Source organism: Arthrobacter sp. 01T428, from assembly GCF_056398685.1.
The window spans coordinates 133773-160475 of the sequence record NZ_JBFTPW010000002.1 but is presented as its reverse complement, the minus strand read 5'-3'; the positions used below and the strand labels follow the sequence as shown (position 1 = coordinate 160475).

The window sequence follows — 26703 nt, the reverse complement described above, 5'->3', positions numbered from 1 at the left end:
CCAGGGTGACGTCGTAGCCGAGATCCATGCCGAAGCGGCCGGTCTGTTCGTTGCAGCACGCGATCGAGCCCGGGAGCTGTTCTAGGACGCGTCGGTGATGTCAGCCAGCAACCAGTCCGGGGATCCGGGACTCCGCTGCAGATGGAATGTGAGCAATGCGGAGTCTGAGTTGAGGCGAGCCTGTACCCGCCAGTTTTCAACGGATGCGAGGTGTTCGCTGTCGGTGGCGGCGGAGTCGCCGCCATCCCGCCCGCTTCCGCGTCCGAACCAGTGCGCGGCGCCGCCGTCGGGATCCACAGCCCAGATGCCGCCGTCATATCGGACGGCCAACGGGGCGCCGTCGGGGCTGAAGCGGACGGCGATCTCTACTAGCGTATGAATGGCCTCGGCAGTGAGTGTCATTGATGTGTACTTTCCCGGGTTGTACGGCGCGCCGTTGTCATGCAGCCTTCACGAAGGTCAGCTCGGTATTGTCCACTCTTTTAATCGTTTGTGTCCACGGAACAGGTACGCCCTTTTCAAAATAAATTGGCCGGATTGGGGTGACCACGCACGGCCAAAGCGTGTTTCCTCCGGGCGTTTCGACCACTTTTCTACGTGAACCTATTTCGCCCGATCCAACGCGTGCATCAAGGCATCGGGCTCACCAAGTTTGAAATACGGATACTGCCATCGTTGCAATGATAGATATTCGGGAGGCTTCGGAAATAGAGTGGCGAACACCTGTACCGATAGCTCGTTTCCATTCCGGGCGGACCGGGACGTGGTCGCATGCCGCCGGGCCTCGGCGGTGCCCCACCTAGGAGGCGATGAGATGCTTGCGGACATCATTGCCCAAGTGGTGGTAGAACTGATCCAGGGATGGTTCGACGGGCGGCCCACGCCTCGCCAGCGTGTCTTACGGGCTCTGGATCTCTCGAGGGAGCCTGTCCTGTCTCCGAAGCAGCGAGAATTCGGCCGGAAGTGGCTCACGTACGGCTTGGGACATCTCGCGGATCTCGGGCTTGAATCGCGCGCCAAAGATATTCAGAAGGCACTGCAGCGTGTTGAACCCTTCCCTTGGGAGGACAGATGACGTTGCTGCGCAGAGACAAGTCGTAACGGACGTTCCGGATGCCAGCCGCTTGCAGGACTGCCTAGAACACCGGACGCCAGGTCTCGACGGCGTCGTCGCTGACTGCGACAACCTCACGCCAGCGGTCGAACACTGAGCAAGGGTGGGAGATGCCCAGATCCACGATATCGCCGACCTGCAGGCCTTCTGCGTCGTCCACGATGGCGTGGTGGTCGAAGAGGCGCGTCAGCGTGGCGCCTTCGCCGTCCGGCAGGAGGGCCCCGTTACGGAATCGGGAGACGATCACCGGCAGGCCGGCGTCGTACGCCAACTCCCGCTTGCCCGCGTTCAGGACAACGCGCCCGGGTTCAGGGGCGGAGATGACCAGTGCCCGAACCACGACGGCGGCGGTGAGACCCGGGATTGGCGAGACGCTCTGGTAGGTGCCGTGGTCGTGCACGACGTAGCAGCCTGACCGGAGCACGTTGACGGAGGTGCTGTGCGGCAGGAACGCGGCGGCACGGTCTTGGAACGCCGAGCCGCCGTTGCTGAACACCGGTAGATCCACCTCGAAAGTGGCGTGCAGTTCGTCGAAAATGTCGCGGGCCAGGCGGCAATGCGAATCGATCCCGGCCAGGTTTGCATCGGTCCTGGTGTTCGGTGCCACGCCCTCGTAGGCGCTGACGCCGGCCAACAGTAATCCCTGGGCGGCACGAACCTCAGCAGCGAGAGGCCCGGCCTCGGACTCGCTGCGGATCCCGGTGCGGCCGCCGGCGGTCCCGACGTCGATCAGTACGTTGAGCGGCTGTGGCGAGTGTTCGAACACTTCGGCCATGGCTTGGACGCCCGCCGTCGAATCGGCCAGGCAGTAGATCTCCAGCTCCGGCGAGGCTGTCAGCCGGGCGCGGAGCTCCTCGAGGTGGCCGCGGAACAGCACCTCGTTCGCGATGAGGATCCGGGTGGCACCCCACTCGATGGCCTGCGCGGCCTGCGCGGTGGTCGCCACGGTCACGCCCCAGGAACGGGGCAACTGCCGACGGACAATCTCGCCCGTCATGGTGGTCTTGATATGCGGGGCCAGCACCATGCCGCGCTCCCGTGTCCAGGCCGCTTTGATGCCGATATTGCGCTCGACGGCGGCAACGTCCAGGAGCATCTGCGGCAAGGTGTTGAGAGGGAGGGCGGGGTCAAGGTGCGGCATGCGATGCGGTTCCTTCAGGACGTTCCGGAAGCTGGGTACCCGGAGATCCTATCCGGGTTCAGTAACTAGAGAACCCGTCGGCAGGTCGCCGCGAATGACAAGTAGTGGCCACTCGGGCGGTTACAGGGCGGAATGAGTATGGTCTTTCTCGTGTCAGACCTTTCAGGCGGATCGTCGCGTGTCTGGCTGCCACGAGCTGAGTCCAGGCCATAGGAGGTCACATCATGTCCGTCATCATTGCAACCAAGGTTTCCGGTGACACGAGCGTTTTCGCCAAGTCGCTGGAGGAGCGCGCTGACGAGTATCGCCAATGGGGGGAGCGCGGCCGGGCTGCTGGGGCCATCCACCATCAGTTCGCGGTCGGCGACGGGTTTGTCCTCGTAGTCGATGAATGGGAATCGACAGAAGCATTCCAGAAATTCTTCGGTGACCCCGAGATCCAGGCGTTCATCGGCTCGGTCGGCGGCGACCCGAACGTGGCCCCTGAAGTCACCGTCGGGGAATCGGTCGACTCTGCGGACAAGTACTAGCCGACTCCTGCATGTCGGTCCCCGTCAACGTACAGACTGTTCGCCCCCGCATGCTGGCCGCCGTCCGGCGTGAGGTCGTTCCGGGCGAAGTCGGCTCGGCATGGGGCCCTGCTGTGGCGCTGGTCTGGGACTTCATTCGCAGTCAGCCGGGTCTGTGGACGGACGGCCACAATGTCTTCGTCTACCACCACCCGAACACGCCTGACGCACCCCTTCTGTGCGACTTCGGCGTCGAAGTCACGCGCACCTTTGAACCGGCGGGCGAGGTTCATGCAACCGAAACCCCCGCGGGCCAGGCTGCCGTGGCAGTCCACCGTGGGCCGTACCACCGCATGGACGAGGCATACAAGACGATCGAGGAGTGGATGGCGGCGAATCATAGGGAGTCTGCCGGGCATTCGTGGGAGATCTACGGAGATCCGACACCAGATCCGGCGGACACTGAAACCACGATCGTGCACTTGCTGAAGTAGCTGGCCGGCCGGGGCGCCTTTGCCGAGTTCGCGGAACATGGCGGGGGGATGGCTGCGCGCCGCTATGCATATAGGCCGAAAAACCAGGTGGTCAGGGGGTGAGGGGGCCTTGCAGAACCTGGACGGCAAGCGCTTTGTCACCTTCGATGAGAGCAGTTTCTGCGAGGTTGGAGCGGCCCCAGAGCCCCAGGTACATCCCGTGCAGCGGGGCGGCAATGGAGGCCTCGGCTACCCCTTGGCCGAGTTTCCAGCTCCGGGCTCCGGGTACGTGGAAGATCACTGCCCCTTTCGGCTGGGGCATCCGTCCCAGGCGAAGCTGTCGCGGAGTGAACATTGTCAGGATTTCGTCGATTCCGTCGAGCAGGAAATCTTCTGCGAAAACAGGGTCTGCCAACCCTGTTGTTTGGCAGGCGTCGATGAGGTGGACGGCGTGTTCATGTGCCTGGCGCCGGCGCCAGAACCCGGCTTTGCGCGGAGGCGGGCCGAAGTTCCAGCACGGCTCCTCGGGTTCGAGTGCCGACATTGTCGCGAGGAAGGCGTCCGCGCCTTGGAGGAACCACATTTCGGCTCCGGTGACCGGTGGTTCAGGTTCCTCGACGAACTTGCCCGAAAGGACTATTTGGGCTGCCCAACGTTCGATCGACCCCAGATGCCCGAAGAGATCCCTCAGTGTCCAGCCAGGGCACGCGGGGACAGGACGGGTCAGAATGTCCTCGGGTTGGCGAGCGAGGACGCTCAGGCGGTCAAGGCTGTTGGCCAGCTCAGTAAGAAGGCGATCCGGCGACATATGCCGAGCATAATGGGCCGGCCGGTTTCCCTGAATTCCAGCGGGTTCCAACACGGTGTGGCGATCACGCCAACGATGCTCCTGGCGCGGGTCGTTTCACACTGGCATCCCGCACTTAGGAAGCAGGCTTACTATGGTGGATGTATGCCGGACTTAAACGACTGGACGACTCCACGGTTGCTCTCAACTGCAGCGCGACTGGTCGAGCATGCCTGGAATGAAAAGCTTGCTGTCTTGGGCCTGACCCATGCGGGTGTCATAGCGTTGGAGGTTCTCGACGCGGAAGGGGCCATGGTGCAGGCCCGGCTTTCCACCAAAGTCCAGGTGCGGGCGCAGACCATGGGACAGACGCTTTCGAGGTTGGAGGCGCATGGGCACATTACCCGGGAACGTAGCCGCCTGGACGGGCGCTCCCAGCGGGTGGCTGTTTCCGAGTCGGGCCGGACGGCCCTTGTCCAGGCCCGGGCGCTTGACCGGAATCTGACTCCCGGCGTCGAAGTCGGCGTGGAGGAACTGCGCGGCAAGCTAGTGGCCGTTATCCGCTGGCTCGGTTCTGCGCGCTGGGGCGAAGAAATGCCCGAGAACGAGTCAACGGCAACCAGCAAGGATCTGCCTGAGCAGAGCTAGCGCACCAGCAGCATGGCCGCCCGATTACGCCACTGCGTGCTGCCGCCGTCGTCTCACTACCGTTGCAACCACCAAGAGCACGACGACGGTCCCCAGGCCGAGTCGCGCCGCCAATGGGCCGTTGGGTTCGGCGCCGGTGAAATACATCAAGGCCAGCACGGGAGCGATGGCGGTGAACTCGTAGCGACGGCTCAGCACCACGAAAGGAAGGAGCAGCAGTGCGTACCACGGATAGCTGGGCGAAACGACCAGCAGCATCCCTCCGATCATCAAGACTTGTCCGTCCCATGGCCGGGCGGCGTCGGTTGTCCGCCATACGTAACCCGCGAGGCCGAGCAGGAGCACGAGCGCTGCCGGCGCTGCCCAACTGGCCGGGAGCACCAGCTTCAACAAAGCGAACCGCGGGCTGTCCTGCCCGTCGTACCCCTCCGAACGAAGGTATTCGGGAAGATAGCCCAGGACAGCCCAACCGCTGGCGAGGACGTACGGTACGTACACCACGGCGAACGTGGCCACGGCGGCCGCGCCGAAGCGGAACGGCCGCCGGTACAGCAGTGCCGGGGCGCTGATGACGGGGATCAGCTTGGTGGCCACGGCCGCGCCAAAGGCGACTCCGGAACCCAGTGTGCGCCCGCCCACCAGCAGTAGCGCCGCCGCCAAGGCCAGGGCGGTGCCCAACGCATCCACATGCGCCCCGTTGATGGCTTCAAAAGCCACCAGCGGAGACCAGGCCCACCAGACGGCTTGGTGCGCGGGCCTTCCGGTGCGGCGCAGGAACGCCAGCAATGCCACCGTGATGGCGAGGCTAAGCAGGAGCCCTGCCAGTTGGAAGGCGATGAATCCAACCTCGGGACCCGGGACGAACCGCACGGCCAGGAAATAGAGTTCTGCCACCGCCGGGTAGACGGTGGGCACGGCGGGCCTGTTGATGGCCGTGCACAGGGTACTGCCGCCGGGAATGTTGGTGGTGGTCTCCGTACCTGTGGGGAAGGGATTGCTATGGCATGTTCCATCCGGCCCGGCGTCTTGGAACAGCCACGGCGGCCGCAGCGGCCGCAGCGCTTCGTCCGCCGGAACGTGGGCATATGGAGAGATTCCGGCCTTCTGGACGATGCCGTCCCACGCATAGCGTGCGGAGTCGTTGCTGGTGGCCGGCGGTGCGGCGATGGCCGCGGCTCCCACCAAGAGCGAGCCCAGAAGGACGACGGCGGCCGCGTGCCGCGCCGTGATCCGGCGCGCCACTAGTACCGCCGGGAAGAAGACAATCCAGGCGGCCAGCGTGCCAAGGGGAGACACCCACTCCGCGGACGGATCGGTGGTGACGGTCCACCAGACGACGGCGGCGAGCAGGGCCACCAGTGCCAGCGCCATCACCGCGGCCGAAATGCCGGACGCGGGCCGGGTTGTTGGTTCGCTCACCCTTCGATCGTGCACCACGTGCAGGCTGGTGGGCCATTGATCCGCGGCACCGTATGCCTTTCGTAAGGTCTGCATCGGGACGGCGGGAGGGTCTTGGTGGTGTGATCAAGGCATGGACAGATTGACCACTTTCCTCCAACAGCGGATGGAAGCGGTGAACGGACGGTTCTCCTCGCCCTTGCGCAGCAGGCGGCTGACGGTGGTGCTGGGCCGTTGGCTCGGCCTTGCCTTCACTGTGTGCTTCTTGACCGGACTGTTCAGCCACCTTCTGCAGGATCCGCCAGCGTGGATGCTTTTCCTTACCCGCCCCGTATGGCTGTACGTGGCTACGCAGGGCATCCACGTCACCACCGGGATAGCTTCTATCCCGCTCCTCGTCGCCAAGCTCTGGTCCGTGTATCCCGAACTCTTGCGGTGGCCCCCGCTGAAGTCCGTGGTGCACGGCCTGGAACGGGCCTCCATTGCGCTCTTCGTGGCCGCTTCGCTGGTGGAAGTCACCATCGGCCTGCTTAATACTTTCCAGTGGTACCCCTGGCCGTTTTCCTTCAGGGATGTCCACTATTGGCTGGCCTGGGTCATCATCGGATCTTTGGCGCTTCACATCGCTGTCAAGATGCCCCTGATCCTGGCCCATTGGAGCCGTCGGTCGGACGCGGCCACCATCGCTGCGGCGACTGAAGGGGGAGTGCCGGACAGCAAAACTCTTCCTGCAGCCGCGAAGGCTCGAACCGGGCACGGCTGGAGCCGCAGGGGGTTCCTGGCGGCAATCACTGCTGGCACCGGCGTCGTCGTCTTGACGACTGGGGGCCAGTCCTTCGCCTGGCTGTCGGGCCTGAACCTCTTCGCGCCGCGCCGAATGGATACCGGCCCCCAGGCCGTCCCCATCAACAGGACGGCCGCCCAGGCCGGTGTGGCTGACGCTGCGCTGGGCCCCGACTGGGTGCTGACCGTGTCCTCGGGATCGGTGCAGAAGACGTTCACACTGGCGCAGCTCGCGGCCTTGCCGCAGTACAGCTACGGATTGCCCATCGCCTGCGTGGAAGGCTGGAGCCAAGGAGCCCAATGGCGCGGTGTCCGAGTCAGGGACCTGATGGCAACGGTGGGCGCACCGGCTGATGCCGAGTTGCAGATTTCCAGCATGGAGAAAGGCGGCGTCTACGGGCGGTCCTTCATGCCCGCTGCGTACAGCCAGGACGAGCAGACCTTGCTGGCGCTCGAGCTCAACGGCGAACCCCTGGACCTCGACCACGGCTATCCTGCACGGATCATCGCACCCGGACGCCCGGGCGTCTTGCAGACCAAATGGGTGCACAAAGTGGAGGTGATCTGATGCGGCTCTCCTTGGGGATTCCGACGGCGCCCGGTAGGCGCGGGACCGTCTGGTGGGTGCGTGCAGCCCTGGGCATCCTAGGACTGGCAGCCCTCGGATACGCCCTCTTCGGATTCCTTGCCAATGTGCCGCCTGCCCAGCTGATCGGTGTGGCTGCCTGGCTTGCTGTGGCGTTGTTGGTGCACGACGGCGTGCTGGTTCCGTTGACGACGTTGGCCGGCGGCGGCTTGTCGAGGTTGACGTATGGGCTGGGCCCCGTTCAACGGGGGATCGTGCGCGGGGCCCTTCTGGTGGGGGCATTGATGACGTTGGTGGCGGCCCCGCTCATCCGCGCCCAGCAGGTGCTCCAGCCAACCGGGCCGGGCAGCGGCGCCAACAGCACCGTCCTGCAGGGAGGCTATGTGCTGGCCTTGGGCGTTTTCTGGATGGTCCTGGTGGTGGCCGCAGCGGTTGCTGTGGCCGCCGTCGGACTCTACGGCCGCCGTTCCAAGGTCAGGAAGACCCGGCCCTGAACGGTCCGGGTTGCCACGGTAGCCAATCCCGCGCGGGCCGCGTGGACAGCGAGCGCTTTCGCGCCGGCACGGGCCCAGGGAAAGGCCGCGCTGGCACGTCCGTCTGAATCCTCCAACACCGCCAGATAGGCCACATCGAGAAAATCGCGTGCTTCGGCCTCCGAAAGCACTTGCCCGTCCGAGGCGAGCAAAGAGGCAACACGCTCCAGGAGCACCCGGATGTTTCCGCCGATGCCGATGTTGCCATCCAATAACAGGGCCGAACCCCAACCTCGCTCGTGCGGGACGGGGTCAAAGATGGAGCCCAGGATGGCCGCACCGCCCCGGGCGGTGGCCAGCTTCACGGCGGCTGGGCTCGAATCGACACCCATGGAGGCCAGCCCCAGTTCCCGGGCGGCCTCCAGCATCCGCCCTGGGCCGCAGCCCACATCAAGAACGGGCCCGCGGAGGGCGCGAAGCAACTCGCGCTCACCTGCCGTGGCCGGGCCGGACCAGCCGAGCATGTTGAAGTGGACGGGCCCGATGGACTCCGGCAATGCCGACTCCGGACGCAGCGTCAGTCGCCCCAGGCCGAGGGGCAGGCTGCGGGCATAAGGCTCGTGGCCGCCCTGTCCAAAGAGAGCCGGTCCAAACAAGGCGAGCGGGCGGGAGTCAGGCGCAAAGGAATCGGACCGGGCACCAGGGCCTCCGCGAGCTGTCTGGATGCTCATCGCGAGGAACCCCACGTGGGCACGACGCCGGCCGGCACCCCAAGCGGCATGCCCGCCTCGGGCAGTCCGACGCCAAACCGCTCCACTGCGAGGGCAAACCGGGTTCCGCTGCATTCCCGCGCGGCAGCCAGAGCATCGGCGAAGTAGTCCACGTCCCGCACGACGGGAAGCAGTCCGACCTCCAGGCCAGCGCCGGCAAGCCGGGCCAATTGCTGCGCCCCGGTCCGCGGAGTGGACATGTCCACCCCGCGGAGCAAACCGCCGTCGGGCCGGTACAGGCCCAACGCCCAGAAGCCACCGTCCGACGCCGGGCCGAACCACGCGCCGCGATGCGGTACCGGAGCGGGGGCTGCCCAGTCCGCCAGGAGCGGGGCCAATTGCTCCCCGCGTATTTGGGGCGTGTCCATGCCCAGAATCAGCAGGGGTCCGGCCGTGAGCGAACAGATGGCCGCCAGCCGCTCGTCCAGGCCACCGGAGCACTGGGCGGATACTTCAAAACCGGCTGCATCTCTTTCGTGCGGCGTGCCGTCAAAGACGAGCAAACGCCTATCCGCCGGAAGGGATCGCACTGTTTCCAGGGTCTGGCTCAGGCTGGTCTGGGCCAAGGCTGCGGCCTGCTCCGGGGTGAGCGGGGGAGTGAGGCGCGTCTTGACCTTGCCCGGGCTGCATTCTTTGGCAATGACGGCGATGGTGAGGTTCACGGCGTCGCTCCATGGGGATCGTCCGGTGCTCGATCGGCCGGCCCGTCGCCCTTCGTCGCCTGAGTCCGCTGCGATGCGGCGGCCAACTGGGTCCCCATGTCTTTGAGCGCAGTGACGGTTCCGCGGAGTGTCCCCGTTACTTTGGACTTTCCCAGCCGGGGAGCATAGTCGACCGGAACTTCGGCCACACGCCAACCGTCGCGGTGCGCTTTGAGGAACATTTCCAAGGGGTAGCCGCTGCGTCGGTCCTTGAGGTCCAGGCCGAGGAGTGCGCTGCGCCGGGCAAGGCGAAGGGGGCCGAGGTCAGTTAGAGGGATCCCCGTGAGCCTGCGCAACTGCCGGCTCAGGACCATATTGGCCAAGCGGGCGTGGATCGGCCAAGCACCGCGGGCCGGACGCCTGGCACCCAACACCAGATCGGCACGCGCTGTGCGCACGAGCTCGAGCATCGGGGCCAATTGGGCGGGGTCCAGCGAACCATCGCAATCGCAAAAGCCCACAAACTCCGCCGTGGCCGCCAGCAGTCCGGCATGCGCCGCTGCGCCAAAACCGCGCCTCGGTTCGTCGACGACGGTGGCCCCCAGGCTCGAGGCCAGGGCGCCGGAGCCGTCGGTTGATCCGTTGTCCACGACGATTGCGCGGTATCCAGGCGGCAAAGCTCCCAGCACCTTGGGAAGGGCCGAACGTTCGTTGAGGCACGGTAAGACGACGTCCACGAGTGCGGCGGGTGGGCCTCCATCGTCGGCCGGTCCGTTGGGGAGGCCGGCCATTCCTCTTCGATCGCGCGAACCGCTTTGCTCTTTCTCCACCCTTTGACCGTAGAATCCGCAGGCCCGGTGCGACAGGCGGATTTCCTTACGGAACCGGGACGTTTGCCTCCTACGGCCTAGGCCTGATCCCCGCGCAGCGGTGCAATGGCGAACTCCCGCATTCCGTCCTCGAAACCACGCTTGGGGATCCAACCGAGCTCGGCCCAGGCCCGGGCCGAGCTGGCGGTGATATGACGGACGTCGCCCAGCCGGAATTCTCCTGTGACCACCGGCGCGGGCGCCCCGGCAACAGAACTCAGGACCTCCGCCACCTGCCCTACGGTGTGGACCTCCGACGCGCCGATGTTATATGCCCTCACGCAGCCCGAGGCAACCCGGCCGCCAACCAACGCGTCAACGGACAACAGATTTGCCTCCGCAACATCCCGGACATGGACGAAGCTGCGGCGCTGGCCGCCATCCTCGAATACCCGCACTGCCTCCCCACGGGCCAGCGCAGAGCGGAACACGCTGGCCACGCCCGCGTACGGGGTGTTCTTGGGCATCCGAGGGCCATAGACGTTGTGGTACCGGAGGGCAATCGCAGTGCTTCCGGTTGAGCGCGCCCACGCGGCAGCGAGGTGCTCCTGGGCCAATTTGGAGGCGGCATAGACGTTCCGCGGATCCATGGCCGCGTCTTCGGTGACCAGTGCCGGGAGCAACAACTCGCCGGTGGCGGGGTCCCGGGGGTCAAAGATTCCGTGCTCCAGATCCTCCACCCGGCGCGGGGCGGGGTGCACCGGCCTGCCTGCCGAATCGGTGTAGGCCCCCTCACCGTAAACCACCATGGAGGAAGCGAGGACCAGTTTGTCGACGCCGGCGGCTGCCATGCCTGCCAGGAGCACGGCCGTGGCCAAATCATTGTTGCGGATGTAGTCCGGTGCGTCGAAGAAGTCCACGCCGAGTCCCACTTTGGCGCTCTGGTGCACGACGACGTCGACTCCGGCGAGCGCCTGCGCCACCGCGTCCGGGTCTCCGGCGTCGCCCACCAGCAGGGACACGCCAGGAATTCCCGGCGGTGGATCCGGGTGGACTGCCGGATCCAATGAATCCAGGATCCGGACTTCCCAGCCGCGTGCCATAGCGGCTTCGACTATATGGCCGCCGATGAAACCGGCTCCGCCGGTGACCAGAATCCTCACGGCGCTGTTCGTCCCGTGCCGGGGAGGAGAGGGCCGGGGAGGACAGGGCCGGCGGCTCCCATCACGGTGGCCACAGCGCCGGGCGGCATGGGCACCATCCGCCACGTTCCGCCGTCGTCCGCTGGTTCTGCGCCGCCAAGCCCCGCGGACACAGTCCGCACCGCGTCTGACAACACCGCGAGGATCCGCGGTTGCGCCGCCGCCAGGCGTCCCAGGACCAGTTCCGCCGTCACCGGCTCGGAGCCATCGTGCCCCGTGTCGGCATCAGTGATGAATGCCAATGCGGCGAAGTGCATGTTCAATTCCGCCGCGAGCATCGGTTCCGGGTACTGGGTCATGCTGATCAGCTGTGCCCCGGACTTAACCAAGGCCGCGGACTCGGCCTTGGTGGAGAATCGCGGACCATTGATGACGGCCACGGTGCCCGCCCCAGCGAAGTCTTCGCTCCGGTGCTCCAAGGCGGCGATGAGTGCCGCCCGCAGCGGGGCGCTGTAGGGCTCGGCGGCAGGCAGGTGCTGCACCCCGGTGGGCAGCGAGCCGTCGTAGAAGGTGTCCGCCCGTCCCCAGGTCTTGTCCAGGACTTGATCGGGTACGGCAAAAGTACCGGTTCCGTGGCTTGAGACCAGTCCGCCCACGGCCGCGGAGGAGATGACGGCTTCTACCCCGAGGCTCTTGAGGGCCCAGAGGTTGGCGCGGTAGTTGATCTGCTGCGGGGCAACGCTGTGCCCGCGGCCGTGCCGGCTCAAGAACGCGACCACCGGGCCGCCGTCGCGGTCACCGTCTGCGCCGGTGCCGCCGTCGTCGCCGCTGGTGCCGGCCGGCGCGGTGAGCCGGGCAATCGTGACCGGACTGGAGGGAGGCCCGAACGGCGTCGGGATGTCGAGCCTGCTGAGCACGACGGCCCCGGGCAGCTTGTAGAGTCCGGTCCCGCCTATGATTGCAATCCGTGCGCGGTGTTCTGCTTGGTGTTCCGGGAGCGATGACATGACCCCATCATGCCAACGCCGGCCCGCGCCGTCGCGGGTGGAATCCTTACGGGTTCAGAACGCGCGCCGGGACGCCTGGACTGGATTGACTTAGCCCTCGCGGTCGATTTGCAAATAACTGAGTCCGCTCACATCGAGCCAGTACCGTGTGGGCGTCTCCACGAGGCGCAGGAGCACGCCCTCGCAGGAAGCGCAGCGCACAACGATTCCCGGAGCGTCAACGTAGACCGTCGTCTCCCCGAAGACCCGGACCGCGCCGCAGTGCTTGCATCGTCCGATCGCTGCGACGATATCGAAGCGGAACAGTTCCCACAGCGGTCCTGCCACCGCGTTTCCGTCGAGATGGGCTATAGCATTGCCTGCGATTCCAGCGATGTCCTGATCCTCGAAGCCCGGATCTTTGGCACCGGAAGAATCAGGGCCGTTGTTGCCACTCACCGGGTTCCTCCTGTTCCGCCGAAGCGCTCGGTCTTGATCGATCCGGCGGGATATCCCGCCTGCACGAGCCATTCCGCGACAGTTTCCACGAAGACCGTCTGGCCGCAAATGAAGACGTCCGGGGCAGGGTCCGTTGGCAAGATGTTGGCCAGCAGGGTTTCCGCCGTGAGCCGTTGCGGAGGAATCGGCCAATCCGCGGGCGCCTTGCGTGTGTAGACGTAGTCGATGATGAGCTTGCGGGATTCCCGGGTCAAGGCTTGGAGCTCTTCCCGATAGAAGCCCGATTCCGGTGACTTGAGCGAATAGAGCAGCCGGAACTGCGCAGGATTCTCCGAAACATGGTGCGCACGGATCATGGACATGAGCGGTACGACCCCGGATCCTCCGGCAATCAGCTGAACGGGGTTCGTGTCCGTTGGCTTCCAGACGAACCAGCCGCCCACTGGTCCGCGGATCTCCAACTGGTCCCCGACCGCCAGCTCCCGGACCAGATAGGGGGAGACTTCTCCGTTGGCCAATTCGTCAACGGTAATCTCCAAGGTTTCGTCCAGGCCTGCCCTGGCCACGGAATATGAGCGGACGGCCGTGTAACCGTCGTCCGCGGTGAGGCGGATGTCGATGTGCTGTCCGGCGAGGTTGCCGTTCAAGCCGTTCACCCGCAGCCCGATGGTTCGCGCGGTTTCCGTTTCGGGCATGCTGCTGACGACGTCGGCCACGCGCCATAGCGTACTCATCGGATGCACCTCATGAGTAGCGCTCCTCGCGCCATGGGTCGCCGTGGAGGTGGTAGCCGTTGGATTCCCAGAAACCAGGAACATCATCCTGCGTCAACTCGATGCCGTTGATCCACTTTGCGCTCTTCCAGAAGTACAAATGCGGCACCAGGAGACGGGCAGGTCCGCCGTGGGTGCGTTCAAGGGGCTCACCGTCGAATTCCCAGGCCACCCACGCCCGGCCGCCAAGGAGGTCCTGGAGCGGGACGTTGGTCGTGTATCCGCCGTAGGAGTGGGCCGTGGTGAACCTGCAGCTTGTTTCCACGTTCTCAAAAAGAGAATCCAGTGACACTCCCCGCCACGAGGTGCCCAGCTTGGACCAGCTGGTCACGCAGTGGATATCCGTATGGATGTCCACTTGGGGCAATCCCATGAAGGCGTCCCATGACCACGCATGGCGCTGCCCTGCCTCAGTGGTAATAAAGAATTCCCAGTCGTCTCTGCGGATCCGGGGAGCGGGGCCGGCGGTTAGGACCGGGAAGCTGCCGGTCTCGTATTGGCCCGGTGGCAAAGCGGGATTGCCGCTCTGCCGTCTTCCATGAAATCCAGAAGAGATAATGCCCACCATGTACCTCCGATGCGGAGACTCAAGCCGGCTGTGCCCGGTTCCCCCCACGATAGGGCAACGGCCGGGCATGGTCCAGACACTAGGCAAAGCCTGACCGGGTGACGCCCGCTGCAGTAGCTTGGTAGGTGTCATGCTCGCCATCACGGAGCTCCGGACCCTGCTGTCCGCCCAATGGTCCACGGGAATGATCCCGCACATTGTCTTCAGCGAGAACAGCACAGACTACTTTCCCGGTTTTGATCGCTGGGGCACCGGGTCCGCGAAGGCACGCCCTTCGGGCATCGAGAGCAGCGGCATTTGCCAGCCTCCCGTCCACTCGATTGCCTTGCGGCACATCCTTGACCGGGGGAGGGAGAACGGCGGCGCCGACCGGGAAGCGGCAGAGTCCTTCCTCGACGAATCGTTCGACGGCTGGCTGGCGTGGCACCGCTGGCTTGCCACCGTGCGCGACCCGGACGCTACCGGGCTGATTGAAATCCACCATGGTTGGGAATCCGGGTTCGATAACTCTCCGCGGTGGGACGGGCCCTACGCCCGCGTCCAGCCCGGCACCGTCCCGGCCTTCACCCGGCGTGACACCCTCCGCGTCGCAGACTCCAGCGAGCGGCCCGATGACAGCGAATACACGAAGTATCTGTGGCTCGTTCAGCAGATGGCTTCCGTAGGGTACGACGACGGCGACGTGCGGAGCGTCGTCGGCTTCCGGGTGCGGGACGTATTCTTTTCCGCGATCATGGCCGCTTCCAGCGATGTCCTGGCCAACGAGTGGATCTCTACTGACACTGTCTCCGGATTTGCGCCGCTGGTGTCCGGAGGCGAAGAGTCGTTGCTCGCGGCGCAGAGGACCGCTGGGAAGCCTGAACCAGTCCTGGACAGCCGCGGCCTGCCTCGAATGGATCGGGCCGGGCTGGTAGGTGCGCACCGCTTAAGGAAGTGAACGACGCCGTCACCAACCGCCGCGCGTGGGCGTATGTCCCTTCCGGGCATCGCCGGGCATTGCCATCTCGGCCCGCAGGCCAAGGAGCCGGATCGGACGGCCCGCCTCGATTCCAGCCGCGAGATCCAACGCCCGCGCGAGGATTTCGTCCCGGTCGAAGGTCTCCGGAATCTTCCTCCCCTGGGTCGTGGTCAAGAACGGCGCATACCGGACCTTCAGGGTCAGCCCGATGACGGGCCGTCCTTCGGCCACAACATCCTCAAGGACATGCGCTGCCAGCTCCCGCACCGCGTCCTCCACCTCGGCCGGATCGGTCAGGTCGTGCTGGAAGGTGGTCTCGCGGCTATGTCCGCGGGCAACCCACGGGGTGTCGTCCACGACGCTCGTGCCGTCGCCGCGTCCGAGTTCCGCGTACCACGGACCCATCCTGGGGCCGAACTCCGGGACCAGGTCCTGGGGATTGGACGCGGCGAGTTCGGCCACTGTGTCGATGCCGAGCTTGGCCAGCCGGGCAGACACCCTGGTCCCGACGCCCCACAGTTCCTTGGTGGGCCGGCGGCCCATGACATCGAGCCAGTTCCCGGCGGTGAGCCGGAAGACGCCGGCTGGCTTGCCGAAACCGGTGGCGACCTTGGCCCGGACCAGGGTATCGCCGATGCCCACGCTGCAATGCAGCCGTGTGCGCTCCAGGACGGCGGCCTGCACCTGCCGGGCGTAGGCTTCAGGATCCTCCGTCTCGACGCCCACAAAGGCTTCATCCCAACCCAGCACCTGCACCGTGGCCCCGGGCTGCGCGCGGAGGGTAGCCATCACCGTTTCGGACGCCGCGAGATAGGCCTCCTGATCGACGGGCAGGATCACGGCGTCGGGCACTTTCCGGGCCGCAATGCGCAAGGGCATGCCGGAACCCACGCCAAACGCCCTGGCCTCGTAGGACGCGGTCGACACAACGGCCCGTTCCGTGGGGTCGCCCCGACCGCCGACAATGATCGGCTTGCCGGCAAGTTCCGGCCGTCGGAGCACTTCGACCGCTGCGATGAACTGGTCGAGATCAACGTGCAGCACCCACGGGATTCCGCCCACGCCACCAGCTGTCATGGCTGCGTGCGCTCCGCCTCGATGTCGATGCCCGTCACCACATCTCCGGCGCGCTCGTAGACGAGCCAGATTGCGCCCTTCGGGAAGGCCTGAGGCGGCTGCGTGACCGTGAAGGCGGCTGGAACGGTACCGTCCCGGAAGATCTTCTTGCCTGTACCGAAAGTCACCGGGTACAGCCAGAGATTCAGCCGGTCAACGAGGTTCTCGGTGAGGAGGGACTGGAAGAGGTCGCCGCTGCCGATGACGTGGGTCTCGGCGTGCCGTTCGCGGATTTCGCGGGCCTCGGAGGCGACATCCGTCAGCACCGTGGTCCCGGCCCAAGCGGGGTCGCTCAGGGTATTTGATGCGACATATTTCGGCACAGCGTTGAACCGGGCAGCAATCGGGTCATCGGCCGGTGCGGTGGGCCAGAAACCGGCGAAAATGTCGTACGTCTTCCGGCCGAGGAGAAGCGCGTCGAGGCGTTCGATTCCCGCGGTGATCGCCTCACCGGATTCCTTGTCGAAGTATGGTGCCTGCCAGCCGCCGAACTCGAAGCCGCCCTCGCGATCCTCGTCGGGCCCGCCGGGCGCCTGGTAAACCCCGTCAAGGGTGCTGAACAGGTCGACCACGATGATTCCCACACGCCCATTTTTCGGCGGGCGCGGCCGAGTTGGCAAGAGCCTGTGCAAAAGCTAGCTATTCGCCGTGTCCAGCTCGTCGAACAGGCGCGACAGGCAGTCGACATAGTTGGTCATTGCGTCCGCGAAAGTGAGAAGCCTGGGTCCGCCTTTGGTGCCGGGCTCTGCCCTTTCGTTGCCTGCTTCGTCGGTGTGGCAGAGGAGGGGTTCGCAACTGGTTCCCTTCGCGGTCAGCCGTGCGATTCCCCAAGGATGGCTGGGGTCCGTCACTGCGATTCCCGCCGCGTCGAAGGTGTCGCGGAGGACGTATCGTGTGACTGTCCTCCATGACTGGAGGAACTGTGGCTGCAACTGTTCAATGAGTTCGTCGTCGTTGCTTTCGTATGCGCGCCCCAGGTCCATGGAAAGCTCGTCCCATTCCCGGGCGTCGCGGACCATGAGGTGCCCGGCCCGGAGACGGGCAATCGTTTCGTTCAACGTCATGGTCTGTCCCCAAACTTCCTGTCGTGTCTGTCCCCGCCTGTGAAAGCAGGTCATCAACGAAGAGAACGGACGGGAACTCCGCATGATTCCCGCGGGCGGTGGGCCGCTTGGACGTTCATCTGAAGTTGCTCGTGCCCGCGGACCCTTGAACGTCCGGTCGCTCGAGGGCTAGCATTGCGGCCACCGGACCCGGCTGTCCTTGGCCGAGAGGCCGGGCGGACACTGACATCGGTCGACTTCGGGGAGACGGTCATGGGCGGGACAACTGCGGACGCGTCATCAGCGGACCTGATGGTCGACCTGATCATATCCCTGGACGGATATGCATCTGCCGAGGGATGGCCCGGCTGGTGGGGTCTGGAGGGGCCGGAATATCTGGCATGGCTCGCTGAAGAGGGGGAGAAGGGCTACACCTTCCTTCTCGGGGCGAACACCTACCGGCTGCTGTCCAGGATGTCGGAGGAGGCCGAGGCCCAAGGCCCGGGATTCTCGGAGGATGAGGGGGCCGCCCTGACCGGCCTTGCTGCGGTACCGAAGGTCGTTTTCTCCTCCACGCTCCACGCTCCCCTCACGTGGCCGAACTCGGAACTCGTCACCGGGGACGCGGTCCAGGCCGTGGCGGAGATGAAACGGACCCGGACCGCGCCCTTAAGCACCCTCGGAAGCCTGAGCCTGTGCCGGTCCTTGCTGACCGCCGGACTCGTGGACAGGTTCCGGGTGGTCGTTTTCCCGGTGATCACGGGCAGCACCGGTCGGGAACGGATCTACGACGGCTATCCCGACGTCAAGCTCGAGATGGTGGAAAGCAGGACCTTCGATGGCCGGCTCCAGCTGCTCGAATACGTCCCCACCGTCCTCAGCGGTCCGCCGGGCAGCGGTCCGGCGTGAGCCAATCCGAAGGGAATCGGTCATGAACTCGACGATGTTGGTAACGGGCGGCACCGGCACCCTCGGGCGGCTCGTGGTTTCGCGGCTTCGGGACCGGGGCCATGCCGCACGCGTGGCAGGCCGTCATGCCCCTCCACCGGAGCAGCACATCGAATTCGTTAAGTGTGACCTCGACACCGGCGAGGGAGTCGAAGCCGCCTTGAGCGGTGTCCGGACGGTGGTTCATTGCGCAGGCGCGCAAAAGGGCGACGGCGACAAGGCCCGCCGCCTAGTCGCCGTGGCTTCCCGCGAGGTCGCGGACCAGCTCGTTGAGCTCGCGCTCGGTGAGCCTGCAGGTCTGGTACCCGATTTCGCCGGGCCGGCCTGCTACCCGATGGGTGGCCTCATCCGCTCCTACCTCGCCGCGGCCGGTCAGAGACGCCTTCTCGTCCCGCTTCATATGCCGGGGAGTGCCGCCAAGGCAATACGGGAAGGGGCGAACCTTTCCGAGGACAGGTCAGTCGGCCGGAGGACCTGGGAGGAGTTTCTCACCGAGCATGTGTCCAGAGCTGTCCGGAGTTGACGCGGCCGGGGTGAGCTCAACTTTCCATGCCGTCCACGGCCGGCGGGTGCAAGGCGGCATGCCTGGCCCGCGCCGCCGGCTCAATGGAGTCCACGGCATAGGGTTTGGTGGCCGAGCGCTGCAGAGGAAGACGCAAGCGCACCTGATAAGCGCCGCTCCGGAACTTGGCGCGCGGATCCATCTGGATAACCAGGAGCGGCTCTTGCCGTGAGGCGTCCACCCGCAGCAGCATTCCGTGCCGGAGTCCATCGACGAGCAGCGGGGTGGCCGGCTCAACCGCGGTCTGCTTGAGGAGATGCTGATATTTCGGTCCAGCCGCCAGGAACAGAATGCCGTGGGAGAAGCCGACGACTCGCAACGGGATTACTGTGTCGGGCTGCCGGGTGGGCCTGGGGTGCCTTTCGTGTTCCCCGGTTAAGGGTTCAGTGACCGTCTTCAACGAGCGATCGCATTCCCGGCACTTGGTGCGCGTTCCCACGTCGGCCAGAACGGTCACAAGAAGTCCCCTAGGGGCCTTGCTCCACTTGTCGGCCACAACGTGGCACCACGCCGGGTGGTACTCCTTGCCGTTCTTCATCACGTAGACCTGGTCTTCGCCGAGGAGGGGCTTACCCTCGCGCCGCGCGGCCGGCTCGACAGGTTTGAGGGCGCCGAGGCCTTTGGCATCTGCGCGGACCGCGTCCCCACCCTTCAGGTACGTGCGGATCCATGGAGAGAGTGGTCGTTTTGGGCTAGGAATTGCGGGGCCTTCCTCTGCGGAGGGAGTGGTCCTTCCCTCAGTTCCCCCCGTACCTAGCTTGATGGCTTTTCACGGAAGTCGCCACTCCGGCTACCGTAGCTCCGTCACAAGATTCCGTCCTTGACTTTTCCCTTAGGGGAAGGTGCGAAGGTGGGAAGCAGGGGCGCTGCCAGTCGCGTTGACATCGGAATGAATGGGATGGGGAGTAACCCGGCATCACAATTCGGGCCATTCAAGAAGGGGAAAGCATGGCAAAAAACAAGGAGGTCACTGACGCGTCCTTCGACGCTGAAGTGCTGAAGTCAGCCAAACCCGTCGTCGTGGAATTCTGGGCGGATTGGTCTGGACCCTGCACCAGGCTTGCCCCGGTTCTGGAACAGCTCGCGGTCGAATACGCCGACAAAATCGACGTTGTGAAAGTCAACGTCGATAAGAATCCGGAAACCGCTGCTGCCTTCAGGATCAGCTCTATTCCGTCCGTGTTCTTGTTCAAGGACGGCGAACGGAGAATCTCCGTGATCGGCGTCGGCGCGAAGCGGTACTTCGAAGTGGAATTCGCTGAATACTTGCGCTAGTCCTGCTTCACCCCATGAGCGCCTTCCCCTACAGTGGGAGTCAATGGGGGAAGACGGGGTACATGGTGCGAATCGGTGAAGCCGCCCAGGCGGCGGGGATGACGAGCAAGGCCTTGAGGTTCTATGAAGAGCATGGGCTGCTGCCGGCTGCAAAACGGAGCGCCAACGGATATCGCGATTACACAAGTGAAACCATCAGCAGGCTCGACTTCATTCGCCGCGGGCGCGCCGCTGGACTGGCCCTTGCACAGATCCGCGAAATCCTGGCCCTTCGCGATGCGGGCCGCGCCCCTTGCACCCATGTGCGCGACCTTCTGGCCGGTCAATTGGCAGACCTCGACGCGCAGATCGCAGAACTCGTCGCGCTGAGAGCCGCCGTCGCCGACTACCACGCTATCGCGGCTGCCGCGGACCCGGAGGCGTGCGACGCCGAGCGGATCTGCAGCTACATCTGAAGGCTGCCTCAGCAGCGGCAGTCCCTATGAGCGGGAGGCTTTGCGCATGGCAACTCGATTAAGCCTAGGAATCACCGCCGCGGCGGCCACGTTGGCGGTGCTGGGCGGATGTGCGTCGCCTGCAACGCCGCAAACCAACGTTCCGGGAAGTCCGACAACATCCGCTGCCCCGGGTATACCTTTCGCTCTGTTCACGCACTGTGGTATCTACGAGGCGCAGGTGCAGGGCTCATTCTTTATTGCAGACGAACCGCTGGACGACGGTCACGGCAATCCTCCGGCAGGCTGGGGCAACCCCTACCAGCCGGGCATCATGACTGTCGAGGGACAAAGGGCGGTCTTCCATGACGACGGCGGCCATACGGTGACCTTCCACGAACGTGCTGGTGCCACGGGCTTTCTGAGAACCTGTTCTTAAGGTGAGCGACGTGAAGCGATGTGTCGTGGCCCTGCTGGCCACGGTCCTCTGGTTGTCCGGGTGCGCCGGCCCGGGCGGTCCGGACGCGGGCCACACCGGAGTTGTCACCGGTGTTGTGCTGACGGCCCCGGTGTGCCCCGTTGAGCGCGTCGGTCACGAGTGTCCGCCGCGCCCCGTGGCCGGGGCCGCGGTTGTCGCCCTGGACGGAGAAGCTGTCCGGGGCTCGACGCGGACCGATGGAACCGGAGCCTTCCAACTCACAATGCCTGACGGCAGTTACGTCATCAAAGCGAGCAACGTCGGCGGTTACGTTTCGACTGCGACCGAGCCGGTAGTCATCTCGGAGACCCCCGTTCACATCACGCTGGTTGTTGACAGCGGGATTCGCTAAGCCAGTTAGTCGGCGGACGGTCGTTTTCGTTGTTGTTTCGTCGCCGCCCGGTGTTCCTTTGCGACCCGGTGCCGGCGCTTCGAGCTCCGGGTGGGTTTGCTCGCCCGGCGGGCAGCAGGCTCGGGAGCAAGCCCCTCCGCCACGAGGCGGGAGAGCTTGGCCAGGGCAATCTCACGATTGCGCAATTGCGACCGCTGCTCGGAGGCGGTCACGGTGATCACCCCGGCGATGAGGCGTGGTCCAAGACGCGTGACGAGCTGCTGCCGTTGGTCATCGGAAAGCGCCGCGGAGCCGGCGACATCCCATGACAGTTCGACGCGGCTGTCCGAGGTGTTGACGTGTTGACCGCCTGGCCCTGACGAGCGGGAGAACCGCCAGCCAAGCTCCGACGTCGGAATCGTGAGCGCGGGCGACACTTCGAGATCCATGCCGTAAGCGTTTCACGATATAGGCGGGAACAAATCCCCGCCGCGTATCTCTCAGCTCCCGGATGCCTTCGCTGCTTTGATCGCGGCCTTGGCAGCCTGTTTGTTGGCGCGGACTCTTCTCAGCGACTCCGGATCCACGATGTCGGCGACAGAAAGAAATGCGTTCTCCTGGCCGTAGGCGCCCGCAGCCTCACGCCAACCTGGCGCTTGGAGTCCGCGCTGCTTGCCGAGCAGTGCCAGAAAGATCTTTGCCTTTTGCTCTCCGAAGCCGGGCAACCCTTTCAACCTGTTGAGCACTTCCTGGCCGTCAGGCTCGTCCCGGGTCCAGATGGCGGTTGCGTCTCCGTTCCAATCGCGCTGAACAACTGCGGCTAGATCCTGGACGCGGCTGGCCATCGAGCCTGGGAAACGGTGGACGGACGGCCGTTCCTTGAAGACGTCGACGAAGCCATCCGGGTCATATTCGGCGATTGTGGCAGGGGACACGGATCCGATGCGCGTCCGGATCTTTTCGGGTCCGGCGAACGCCGACTCCATGGTCACCTGTTGGTCCAGCAACATGCCGATGAGAAGTGCGAACGCGTCATCGCTGAGCAATTGGTCGGCGGCGGGGTCGCCAGTAATGTGCAGTTCCATGCGCCCATCCTCCCACCTGCTTCGAATCGCGTCATGGTGGCGTGCTCACGAGCCCGGTTCGGTCTTTGCCAGCGGGCTCGCCGGCAATTCGCGTCGTTCGAGTGTCTGCCCGAAGGGAACGTCCCGGCTGATGGCGACGGTGTACCTGGTGAACCCGTGCTGCGTGACGAGGATGCCGTGACGGCTCTCCTTGACGGCATGTTCGCGGGCGATTTCGACGGCGGTGTTCAGGTCGTTTTCGATGGTGTCGGCGTCGTGGGCGGTGACTTCCAGGACGACGTCCGAGTGGCGTTTGATCATTGTGGTCTCTTTCTCGGCGGAAGTACCGGGGCTCTCGGCGCTCGCGGGCTTCCAGGGCCGGGCGCACCCGGCGAGGCGGAAAGCGGTGGTTCGAGAGGGGTTGCCCGGCATTCTGTGATGGGGCGGTTGACGGCCGTAGAGTCCGGCGGGCTTGATCGGCGGAAGCATCTTCCTGCGGATCTGTAGCCAGTGTGGATGATCGGCGGCCCGGGCACAAGGTGAAATGCCGAAAAGTCTGGCGTGTCGGCAAAATCCCGTGGTCGCACCATCGGTGGACCACCTCACGTGTCAGCGGGTGCCTGACGTTCCTAGGATCAGGAGGGCCATGCGCAGGAGCCGGCTTCTGCCCTAGTGTCGATGTGAGGCCACCAAGCCGTATCGAGGGAGTACTGATGAGAATTGCAGTGACGGGTGGAAGCGGAAAACTGGGCCGGCACGTGGTGCGCCGGCTTAGCGGGGACGGGCATCAGGTGTTGAACCTGGACCGTGCGGGCGAAAGGAGCCCGGGTCTGGCGATCGTCGACCTGCGTGACTATGGCCAAGTGCTGGATGTGTTCCTGGGGCTGGACGACCGGCACAGCGGCTTCGATGCCGTGGTGCATCTCGGGGCCATTCCAGCACCCGGCATTATCCCGGATGCTGCGACGTTCGAGAACAACATGCTCTCGACGTACAACGTGTTCCAGGCGGCCCGCCGGGCCGGCATCAAGAAGGTCGTCTACGCCTCAAGTGAAACGGTGCTGGGCCTGCCGTTCGACGTCGACCCTCCCTACATTCCGGTGGATGAGGAATACCCGGCGCGGCCCGAAAGCACCTATTCGCTGGTGAAGCATTTGGAAGAGCAGATGGCCATCGAGTTGACTCGCTGGGACCCTGAGCTCAGCATCGTGGGACTCCGGTTCTCCAATGTCATGGACGTGGAAGACTACGAACGGTTTCCATCCTTCGACTCCGACGCCACGCTGCGTAAGTGGAACCTGTGGGGTTACATCGACGGCCGGGACGGCGCGCAGGCCGTGGCGCGGGCCCTTGAGAACGGCAAGCCGGGGTTCGAAGCATTCATCATCGCCAACGCGGACACCGTCATGCGCCGGTCGAGTGCGAGCCTGGCTGCGGAGGTATTCCCCGGCGTCAAGGTGATCAAGGAACTGGGAGAGCACGAGACCATGCTGTCCATCGACAAGGCCAGGCGACTGCTGGGCTTCGAGCCCGAACACACCTGGCGCACCTACCATTCGAACCGCACCACCCCCGTCGAGGATTGAGGAACATGATGCAATACCGCACTTTGGGCAACAGCGGCGCCGTGGTGTCGAACTACGCGCTGGGAACCATGACATTCGGGGCCGAGGCCACCGAGGAAACGTCCCGCGACATCCTGGATAGCTACGTTGCGGCCGGTGGCAACTTCATCGACACCGCAGACGTCTACAGCGCCGGAGTATCGGAGGAGATCATCGGCCGCTGGCTGGCCGAACGGCCCGATGCGCGGGACCGCGTGGTGCTGGCCACCAAGGGCCGCTTCCCCATGGGGACGGCCCCGAACGATGTCGGTACCTCCCGACGCCACCTCACGCGGGCGTTGGACGACTCGCTGCGCCGCCTGGGCGTGGAGCAGATCGACCTCTACCAAATGCACGCATGGGACCCGATTACGCCATTGGAGGAGACGCTGCGCTTCCTGCACGACTCCGTCAGCAGCGGCAAGATCGCCTACTACGGTTTTTCCAACTTCCTGGGGTGGCAGTTGACCAAGGCCGTGCACGTGGCCAAAGCCTTTGGCTGGAGCGCGCCGGTGACGTTGCAGCCCCAGTACAGCCTGCTGGTCCGTGAAATCGAATCGGAAATCGTTCCGGCTTCCCTGGATGCCGGCATCGGGCTGTTGCCGTGGTCTCCCTTGGGCGGAGGCTGGCTCTCCGGCAAGTACAAGCGCGACGTGCCGCCCACCGGAGCCACCCGCCTCGGTGAAAACCCGGAACGCGGCATGGAAGCGTGGCAGGCACGCAACGATGACCCCCGCACCTGGGACGTCATCGGGACAGTGGAAAAGATCGCGGCAGATCATGGCGTCAGTGATTCCCAAGTTGCACTGGCATGGCTGGCGGACCGGCCTGCCGTGACCTCCGTGATCCTCGGCGCCCGAACCACGGAACAGTTGGCGGACAACCTGGCGGCGGCTGACCTGGAACTCAGCCCTGAGGAAACCAGCCGGCTCACGGAGGCCAGCCAACCGCGCGTCGGCGTCTATCCGTACGGTCCGATGGCGCAGAACCAGCGCAGCCGGAAGATCGAGGGCGGCCGGTAACGCCGAGCCCGGGTTCGACGCCTGTCCGGCCTCGCAGCCGATTGCCCGCGAGGCAGGACAGGCGTTGAATGTGCCTTATGGTCGATTGGGTTCTGATCTCCAACCTCGGCACCGCCCTCGGTACGACGGTTCTCGCCGTCGCGACGTTCATCTCCACGAGATCGGCCAACCGATCCGCGCGGCTGGCCGAGCGTGCCCTGCTGAACGGATTGCGCCCGATCCTGCTGCCCTCCAACTGGTCTGACGCCCCGCAGAAAGTGCGGTTCATGGAAGGCAAGTGGATGGTGGTGCGCGGTGGCCACGCCACGCTGGAGATCAGCAGCAACGCCGTGTACCTGTTGATGTCTGTGCGCAATGCCGGTGCAGGAGTGGCGGTCCTGCATGGTTGGCACCTGCCACCGGACGCCAGGGCTCCGCTGGCGCCTGTGGAAGAGTTCCACCGGCTGACCCGGGACATCTACGTGCCTGCCAACGACGCCGGATTCTGCCAGGTTGCGATCCGGGACCCTGAGTCGGCCGACTTCCGCAACGCCACCGCGGGAGCAGCCGGAGAAGGCTTCACGGTGGATGTCCTCTACGGAGACGCCGAAGGCTCGCAGCGCGTTGTGTCCCGCTTCTTCATCACGCCCGGACCCGGCGGAGCGGGCCACGACGACGACGTCGATTGGCTGCTGATGGTCTCGCGCCACTGGAACCTGGACTTGCCAGCGCCGCGCGGCTGAACCCGGGTACGGCGCCGGCCGCGTTCCTAGCCGGCTTCGCTTTGGATCCGGTCCTTCACGCTTTGGGGCATGGTTGAGCACGCGTCGTTGTCGGAGCGCTGGCCGGCATGGCTGTCGGCAGTGTCTGTGATGCCGATCGTTCCAACGGCCGCTTGCCATCCGCCCAGGCCATCGAGTTGCCGGGGGACCCAGACGTTCGCGGCGCCGTTCACAAGGTTCCACACGGCAGGGTTGACGCCTGTGCCAAGGTAGATGCCTCCGTTGGGATCCCGCCTGACCAGATCCGGCAGCGGAAGGACGCCCATCAGCTGGGCCGACTGGTAATCGGACATGTTCCACGGTGGTGTTCCGAAGTAGTACCAGCTTGCGGCGCAGACCCCGTACAGATGGGGACCGAACTGGGCATAGTTCAGGTAGAGCTCCAAGGTGCGCTGAGGGCTCAACGTGTAGCTGAACTGAGTTGCCAGGACGGCTTCAATTCCCTTGCGGACGGCATTCTGGTCGTCCCAAAGGAAAATGTTCTTGACCAACTGCTGGGGGATGGTGGAACCGCTGGGGTCCGGCTTTCCCTGGAAGTACGCCTGTGCCCTCGCCTGGAGGTCTCCGACGTCGAAGGCTCCGCTGCGCGTGCCGAGCTGTTCGTCCTCATGGGCGATGGTCGCCGCCAGCAAGTGCCGGCTCATGTGGTTGATCGAGACGAACTGGTAGACGTTGGGTTCACCCGCTTCCAGCATGTAGGTGGTGCGCGGTGGGGTCACGCCCATGCTGAACATGAAAGCGACGATTTGGACCAGAACAAGCGGGGCGATCAGCGCCAAGAGGAGCTTGCGGCGCCACTTCCCTTTGGATCGTTTGGCCTTCTTGCCATCCGGGGGTACCGGCGGCTGGGCCCGATCCGGCTCTTGCGGCTCCAGCGGGACAGGCACCGGGGAGCTGATGACTTTGGCCCGGGCAGGATAAGGGCGGCCCGCTGAAGGAGGTCTTCCTGGCTGCGGACGCCGAGGCGGGGTCGGTGGTGTTGGAGTGTCCATCGGTCTGCCTTTGCTTCTCGTCCCGCGCGGTTACCCCTGGAAGGGGGGAGAGGAT

35 protein-coding genes are annotated in these 26703 nt (G+C 65.1%); 15 read left to right on the top strand and 20 right to left on the bottom strand.

The window, feature by feature from the left end:
* Nucleotides 1-81: 81 nt before the first annotated feature.
* Entirely contained in the window at nt 82-402 is a 321-nt protein-coding gene (locus AC1DJB_RS04825; RefSeq protein WP_306960052.1) for a hypothetical protein, read from the bottom strand.
* Between the two features lie 734 nt (nt 403-1136).
* Nucleotides 1137-2255 carry an alanine racemase gene (locus AC1DJB_RS04820; RefSeq protein WP_476909983.1) on the bottom strand — a complete coding sequence of 373 codons (1119 nt, stop codon included), beginning with the start codon at nt 2253-2255 and terminating at the stop codon, nt 1137-1139.
* Nucleotides 2256-2479: 224 nt separating this feature from the next.
* Between AC1DJB_RS04820 and AC1DJB_RS04815 the strand changes: the two genes are divergently transcribed.
* Both AC1DJB_RS04815 and AC1DJB_RS04810 read left to right on the top strand, forming a co-directional pair.
* The gene (locus tag AC1DJB_RS04815; RefSeq protein WP_059388952.1) at nt 2480-2785 is read left to right on the top strand and encodes a hypothetical protein; all 306 of its coding nucleotides are present in this window, start codon (nt 2480-2482) and stop codon (nt 2783-2785) included.
* Between the two features lie 11 nt (nt 2786-2796).
* On the top strand, nt 2797-3258 hold the full coding sequence (locus AC1DJB_RS04810) for a GyrI-like domain-containing protein (protein ID WP_307053764.1): 462 nt from the start codon (nt 2797-2799) through the stop codon (nt 3256-3258).
* A gap of 91 nt (nt 3259-3349) precedes the next feature.
* On the opposite strand, the gene AC1DJB_RS04805 is transcribed toward AC1DJB_RS04810, so the two are convergent.
* A complete protein-coding gene (locus AC1DJB_RS04805) occupies nt 3350-4045 on the bottom strand; it encodes a maleylpyruvate isomerase family mycothiol-dependent enzyme (RefSeq protein WP_284989147.1) in 696 nt (231 codons plus the stop codon).
* Nucleotides 4046-4189: 144 nt separating this feature from the next.
* Between AC1DJB_RS04805 and AC1DJB_RS04800 the strand changes: the two genes are divergently transcribed.
* A complete protein-coding gene (locus AC1DJB_RS04800; RefSeq protein WP_059388955.1) occupies nt 4190-4672 on the top strand; it encodes a MarR family winged helix-turn-helix transcriptional regulator in 483 nt (160 codons plus the stop codon).
* A 24-nt stretch (nt 4673-4696) separates the two neighbouring features.
* Here the strand turns inward: AC1DJB_RS04800 and AC1DJB_RS04795 are convergent, their stop codons facing one another.
* Nucleotides 4697-6091, bottom strand: a complete 1395-nt coding sequence (locus AC1DJB_RS04795) for a glycosyltransferase 87 family protein (protein WP_441437510.1) — start codon at nt 6089-6091, stop codon at nt 4697-4699.
* A 112-nt stretch (nt 6092-6203) separates the two neighbouring features.
* Here AC1DJB_RS04795 and AC1DJB_RS04790 point away from each other — a divergent pair, with 112 nt between their 5' ends.
* Nucleotides 6204-7421, top strand: coding sequence for a molybdopterin-dependent oxidoreductase (locus AC1DJB_RS04790; protein ID WP_284989145.1), 1218 nt, complete (start codon nt 6204-6206; stop codon nt 7419-7421).
* Complete coding sequence (locus AC1DJB_RS04785) at nt 7421-7933, top strand: hypothetical protein (protein ID WP_441437509.1); 513 nt, start codon at nt 7421-7423, stop codon at nt 7931-7933. Before AC1DJB_RS04790 ends, AC1DJB_RS04785 begins: the two co-directional genes overlap by 1 nt.
* On the opposite strand, the gene AC1DJB_RS04780 is transcribed toward AC1DJB_RS04785, so the two are convergent.
* The 8 genes from AC1DJB_RS04780 to AC1DJB_RS04745 all read right to left on the bottom strand — a co-directional run bounded on the left by AC1DJB_RS04780 (nt 7894) and on the right by AC1DJB_RS04745 (nt 14060).
* Complete coding sequence (locus tag AC1DJB_RS04780; protein ID WP_441437508.1) at nt 7894-8643, bottom strand: methyltransferase domain-containing protein; 750 nt, start codon at nt 8641-8643, stop codon at nt 7894-7896. The two genes, AC1DJB_RS04785 and AC1DJB_RS04780, sit on opposite strands and share 40 nt — an antisense overlap.
* The gene (locus tag AC1DJB_RS04775) at nt 8640-9344 is read right to left on the bottom strand and encodes a TIGR04282 family arsenosugar biosynthesis glycosyltransferase (protein WP_284989142.1); all 705 of its coding nucleotides are present in this window, start codon (nt 9342-9344) and stop codon (nt 8640-8642) included. The genes AC1DJB_RS04780 and AC1DJB_RS04775 overlap by 4 nt, the downstream gene beginning before the upstream one ends.
* A complete protein-coding gene (locus AC1DJB_RS04770) occupies nt 9341-10114 on the bottom strand; it encodes a glycosyltransferase family 2 protein (RefSeq protein WP_476909982.1) in 774 nt (257 codons plus the stop codon). The genes AC1DJB_RS04775 and AC1DJB_RS04770 overlap by 4 nt, the downstream gene beginning before the upstream one ends.
* A gap of 116 nt (nt 10115-10230) precedes the next feature.
* Nucleotides 10231-11295, bottom strand: a complete 1065-nt coding sequence (locus AC1DJB_RS04765; protein ID WP_441437506.1) for an NAD-dependent epimerase/dehydratase family protein — start codon at nt 11293-11295, stop codon at nt 10231-10233.
* Nucleotides 11292-12281 (bottom strand): MTAP family purine nucleoside phosphorylase, encoded by a 990-nt coding sequence (locus AC1DJB_RS04760; RefSeq protein ID WP_441437505.1) that lies wholly within the window; start codon nt 12279-12281, stop codon nt 11292-11294. Before AC1DJB_RS04760 ends, AC1DJB_RS04765 begins: the two co-directional genes overlap by 4 nt.
* A 90-nt stretch (nt 12282-12371) precedes the next feature.
* On the bottom strand, nt 12372-12719 hold the full coding sequence (locus tag AC1DJB_RS04755; RefSeq protein WP_441437504.1) for a DUF6510 family protein: 348 nt from the start codon (nt 12717-12719) through the stop codon (nt 12372-12374).
* A complete protein-coding gene (locus AC1DJB_RS04750) occupies nt 12716-13453 on the bottom strand; it encodes an FAD-binding oxidoreductase (RefSeq protein WP_441437503.1) in 738 nt (245 codons plus the stop codon). The genes AC1DJB_RS04755 and AC1DJB_RS04750 overlap by 4 nt, the downstream gene beginning before the upstream one ends.
* 10 nt (nt 13454-13463) lie before the next feature.
* On the bottom strand, nt 13464-14060 hold the full coding sequence (locus AC1DJB_RS04745) for a sulfite oxidase-like oxidoreductase (RefSeq protein WP_216363205.1): 597 nt from the start codon (nt 14058-14060) through the stop codon (nt 13464-13466).
* Nucleotides 14061-14190: 130 nt separating this feature from the next.
* Here AC1DJB_RS04745 and AC1DJB_RS04740 point away from each other — a divergent pair, with 130 nt between their 5' ends.
* On the top strand, nt 14191-14997 hold the full coding sequence (locus AC1DJB_RS04740) for an MGH1-like glycoside hydrolase domain-containing protein (RefSeq protein WP_441437502.1): 807 nt from the start codon (nt 14191-14193) through the stop codon (nt 14995-14997).
* Nucleotides 14998-15006: 9 nt separating this feature from the next.
* Here AC1DJB_RS04740 and AC1DJB_RS04735 read toward each other — a convergent pair whose 3' ends face one another.
* From AC1DJB_RS04735 to AC1DJB_RS04725, 3 genes are read right to left on the bottom strand one after another with little or no spacing between them, the layout of a single operon-like run.
* Entirely contained in the window at nt 15007-16095 is a 1089-nt protein-coding gene (locus AC1DJB_RS04735; protein ID WP_284989137.1) for a DNA polymerase IV, read from the bottom strand.
* A complete protein-coding gene (locus tag AC1DJB_RS04730) occupies nt 16092-16718 on the bottom strand; it encodes a dihydrofolate reductase family protein (protein ID WP_441437501.1) in 627 nt (208 codons plus the stop codon). The genes AC1DJB_RS04735 and AC1DJB_RS04730 overlap by 4 nt, the downstream gene beginning before the upstream one ends.
* A 51-nt stretch (nt 16719-16769) precedes the next feature.
* Entirely contained in the window at nt 16770-17198 is a 429-nt protein-coding gene (locus AC1DJB_RS04725) for a hypothetical protein (RefSeq protein WP_307053775.1), read from the bottom strand.
* A 252-nt stretch (nt 17199-17450) separates the two neighbouring features.
* On the opposite strand from AC1DJB_RS04725, the gene AC1DJB_RS04720 reads away from it, so the two are divergent.
* Together AC1DJB_RS04720 and AC1DJB_RS04715 are read left to right on the top strand one after the other, a co-directional pair.
* A complete protein-coding gene (locus AC1DJB_RS04720; protein ID WP_441437500.1) occupies nt 17451-18086 on the top strand; it encodes a dihydrofolate reductase family protein in 636 nt (211 codons plus the stop codon).
* Between the two features lie 22 nt (nt 18087-18108).
* On the top strand, nt 18109-18648 hold the full coding sequence (locus tag AC1DJB_RS04715; protein ID WP_441437499.1) for an SDR family oxidoreductase: 540 nt from the start codon (nt 18109-18111) through the stop codon (nt 18646-18648).
* A 16-nt stretch (nt 18649-18664) separates the two neighbouring features.
* Here AC1DJB_RS04715 and AC1DJB_RS04710 read toward each other — a convergent pair whose 3' ends face one another.
* Nucleotides 18665-19225, bottom strand: a complete 561-nt coding sequence (locus tag AC1DJB_RS04710; RefSeq protein WP_476909981.1) for a hypothetical protein — start codon at nt 19223-19225, stop codon at nt 18665-18667.
* Between the two features lie 410 nt (nt 19226-19635).
* Between AC1DJB_RS04710 and trxA the strand changes: the two genes are divergently transcribed.
* The 4 genes from trxA to AC1DJB_RS04690 all read left to right on the top strand — a co-directional run bounded on the left by trxA (nt 19636) and on the right by AC1DJB_RS04690 (nt 21226).
* On the top strand, nt 19636-19962 hold the full coding sequence (trxA, locus tag AC1DJB_RS04705; protein WP_307053779.1) for a thioredoxin: 327 nt from the start codon (nt 19636-19638) through the stop codon (nt 19960-19962).
* Between the two features lie 65 nt (nt 19963-20027).
* On the top strand, nt 20028-20417 hold the full coding sequence (locus AC1DJB_RS04700; RefSeq protein ID WP_307053799.1) for a heavy metal-responsive transcriptional regulator: 390 nt from the start codon (nt 20028-20030) through the stop codon (nt 20415-20417).
* A gap of 46 nt (nt 20418-20463) precedes the next feature.
* The gene (locus AC1DJB_RS04695; RefSeq protein WP_307053780.1) at nt 20464-20835 is read left to right on the top strand and encodes a hypothetical protein; all 372 of its coding nucleotides are present in this window, start codon (nt 20464-20466) and stop codon (nt 20833-20835) included.
* Nucleotides 20836-20845: 10 nt separating this feature from the next.
* Nucleotides 20846-21226 carry a carboxypeptidase-like regulatory domain-containing protein gene (locus tag AC1DJB_RS04690; RefSeq protein ID WP_441437498.1) on the top strand — a complete coding sequence of 127 codons (381 nt, stop codon included), beginning with the start codon at nt 20846-20848 and terminating at the stop codon, nt 21224-21226.
* 5 nt (nt 21227-21231) lie between these two features.
* On the opposite strand, the gene arfB is transcribed toward AC1DJB_RS04690, so the two are convergent.
* The 3 genes from arfB to AC1DJB_RS04675 are packed head-to-tail and all read right to left on the bottom strand — an operon-like array spanning nt 21232 to nt 22590.
* Complete coding sequence (gene arfB / locus AC1DJB_RS04685; protein ID WP_441437497.1) at nt 21232-21654, bottom strand: alternative ribosome rescue aminoacyl-tRNA hydrolase ArfB; 423 nt, start codon at nt 21652-21654, stop codon at nt 21232-21234.
* Between the two features lie 51 nt (nt 21655-21705).
* Nucleotides 21706-22290: an HhH-GPD-type base excision DNA repair protein gene (locus AC1DJB_RS04680; protein ID WP_307053783.1), complete on the bottom strand. Its 585-nt coding sequence runs from the start codon at nt 22288-22290 to the stop codon at nt 21706-21708.
* 45 nt (nt 22291-22335) lie between these two features.
* Nucleotides 22336-22590, bottom strand: coding sequence for a hypothetical protein (locus AC1DJB_RS04675; protein WP_441437496.1), 255 nt, complete (start codon nt 22588-22590; stop codon nt 22336-22338).
* 392 nt (nt 22591-22982) lie between these two features.
* Between AC1DJB_RS04675 and AC1DJB_RS04670 the strand changes: the two genes are divergently transcribed.
* The 3 genes from AC1DJB_RS04670 to AC1DJB_RS04660 all read left to right on the top strand — a co-directional run bounded on the left by AC1DJB_RS04670 (nt 22983) and on the right by AC1DJB_RS04660 (nt 25617).
* Nucleotides 22983-23855, top strand: coding sequence for an NAD-dependent epimerase/dehydratase family protein (locus tag AC1DJB_RS04670; protein WP_284989130.1), 873 nt, complete (start codon nt 22983-22985; stop codon nt 23853-23855).
* Nucleotides 23856-23863: 8 nt separating this feature from the next.
* Nucleotides 23864-24895: an aldo/keto reductase gene (locus AC1DJB_RS04665; protein ID WP_284989246.1), complete on the top strand. Its 1032-nt coding sequence runs from the start codon at nt 23864-23866 to the stop codon at nt 24893-24895.
* Between the two features lie 77 nt (nt 24896-24972).
* Nucleotides 24973-25617, top strand: a complete 645-nt coding sequence (locus AC1DJB_RS04660) for a hypothetical protein (protein WP_148667581.1) — start codon at nt 24973-24975, stop codon at nt 25615-25617.
* Nucleotides 25618-25643: 26 nt separating this feature from the next.
* Here the strand turns inward: AC1DJB_RS04660 and AC1DJB_RS04655 are convergent, their stop codons facing one another.
* Entirely contained in the window at nt 25644-26543 is a 900-nt protein-coding gene (locus tag AC1DJB_RS04655; protein WP_476909980.1) for a transglycosylase domain-containing protein, read from the bottom strand.
* Nucleotides 26544-26703: the final 160 nt, after the last annotated feature.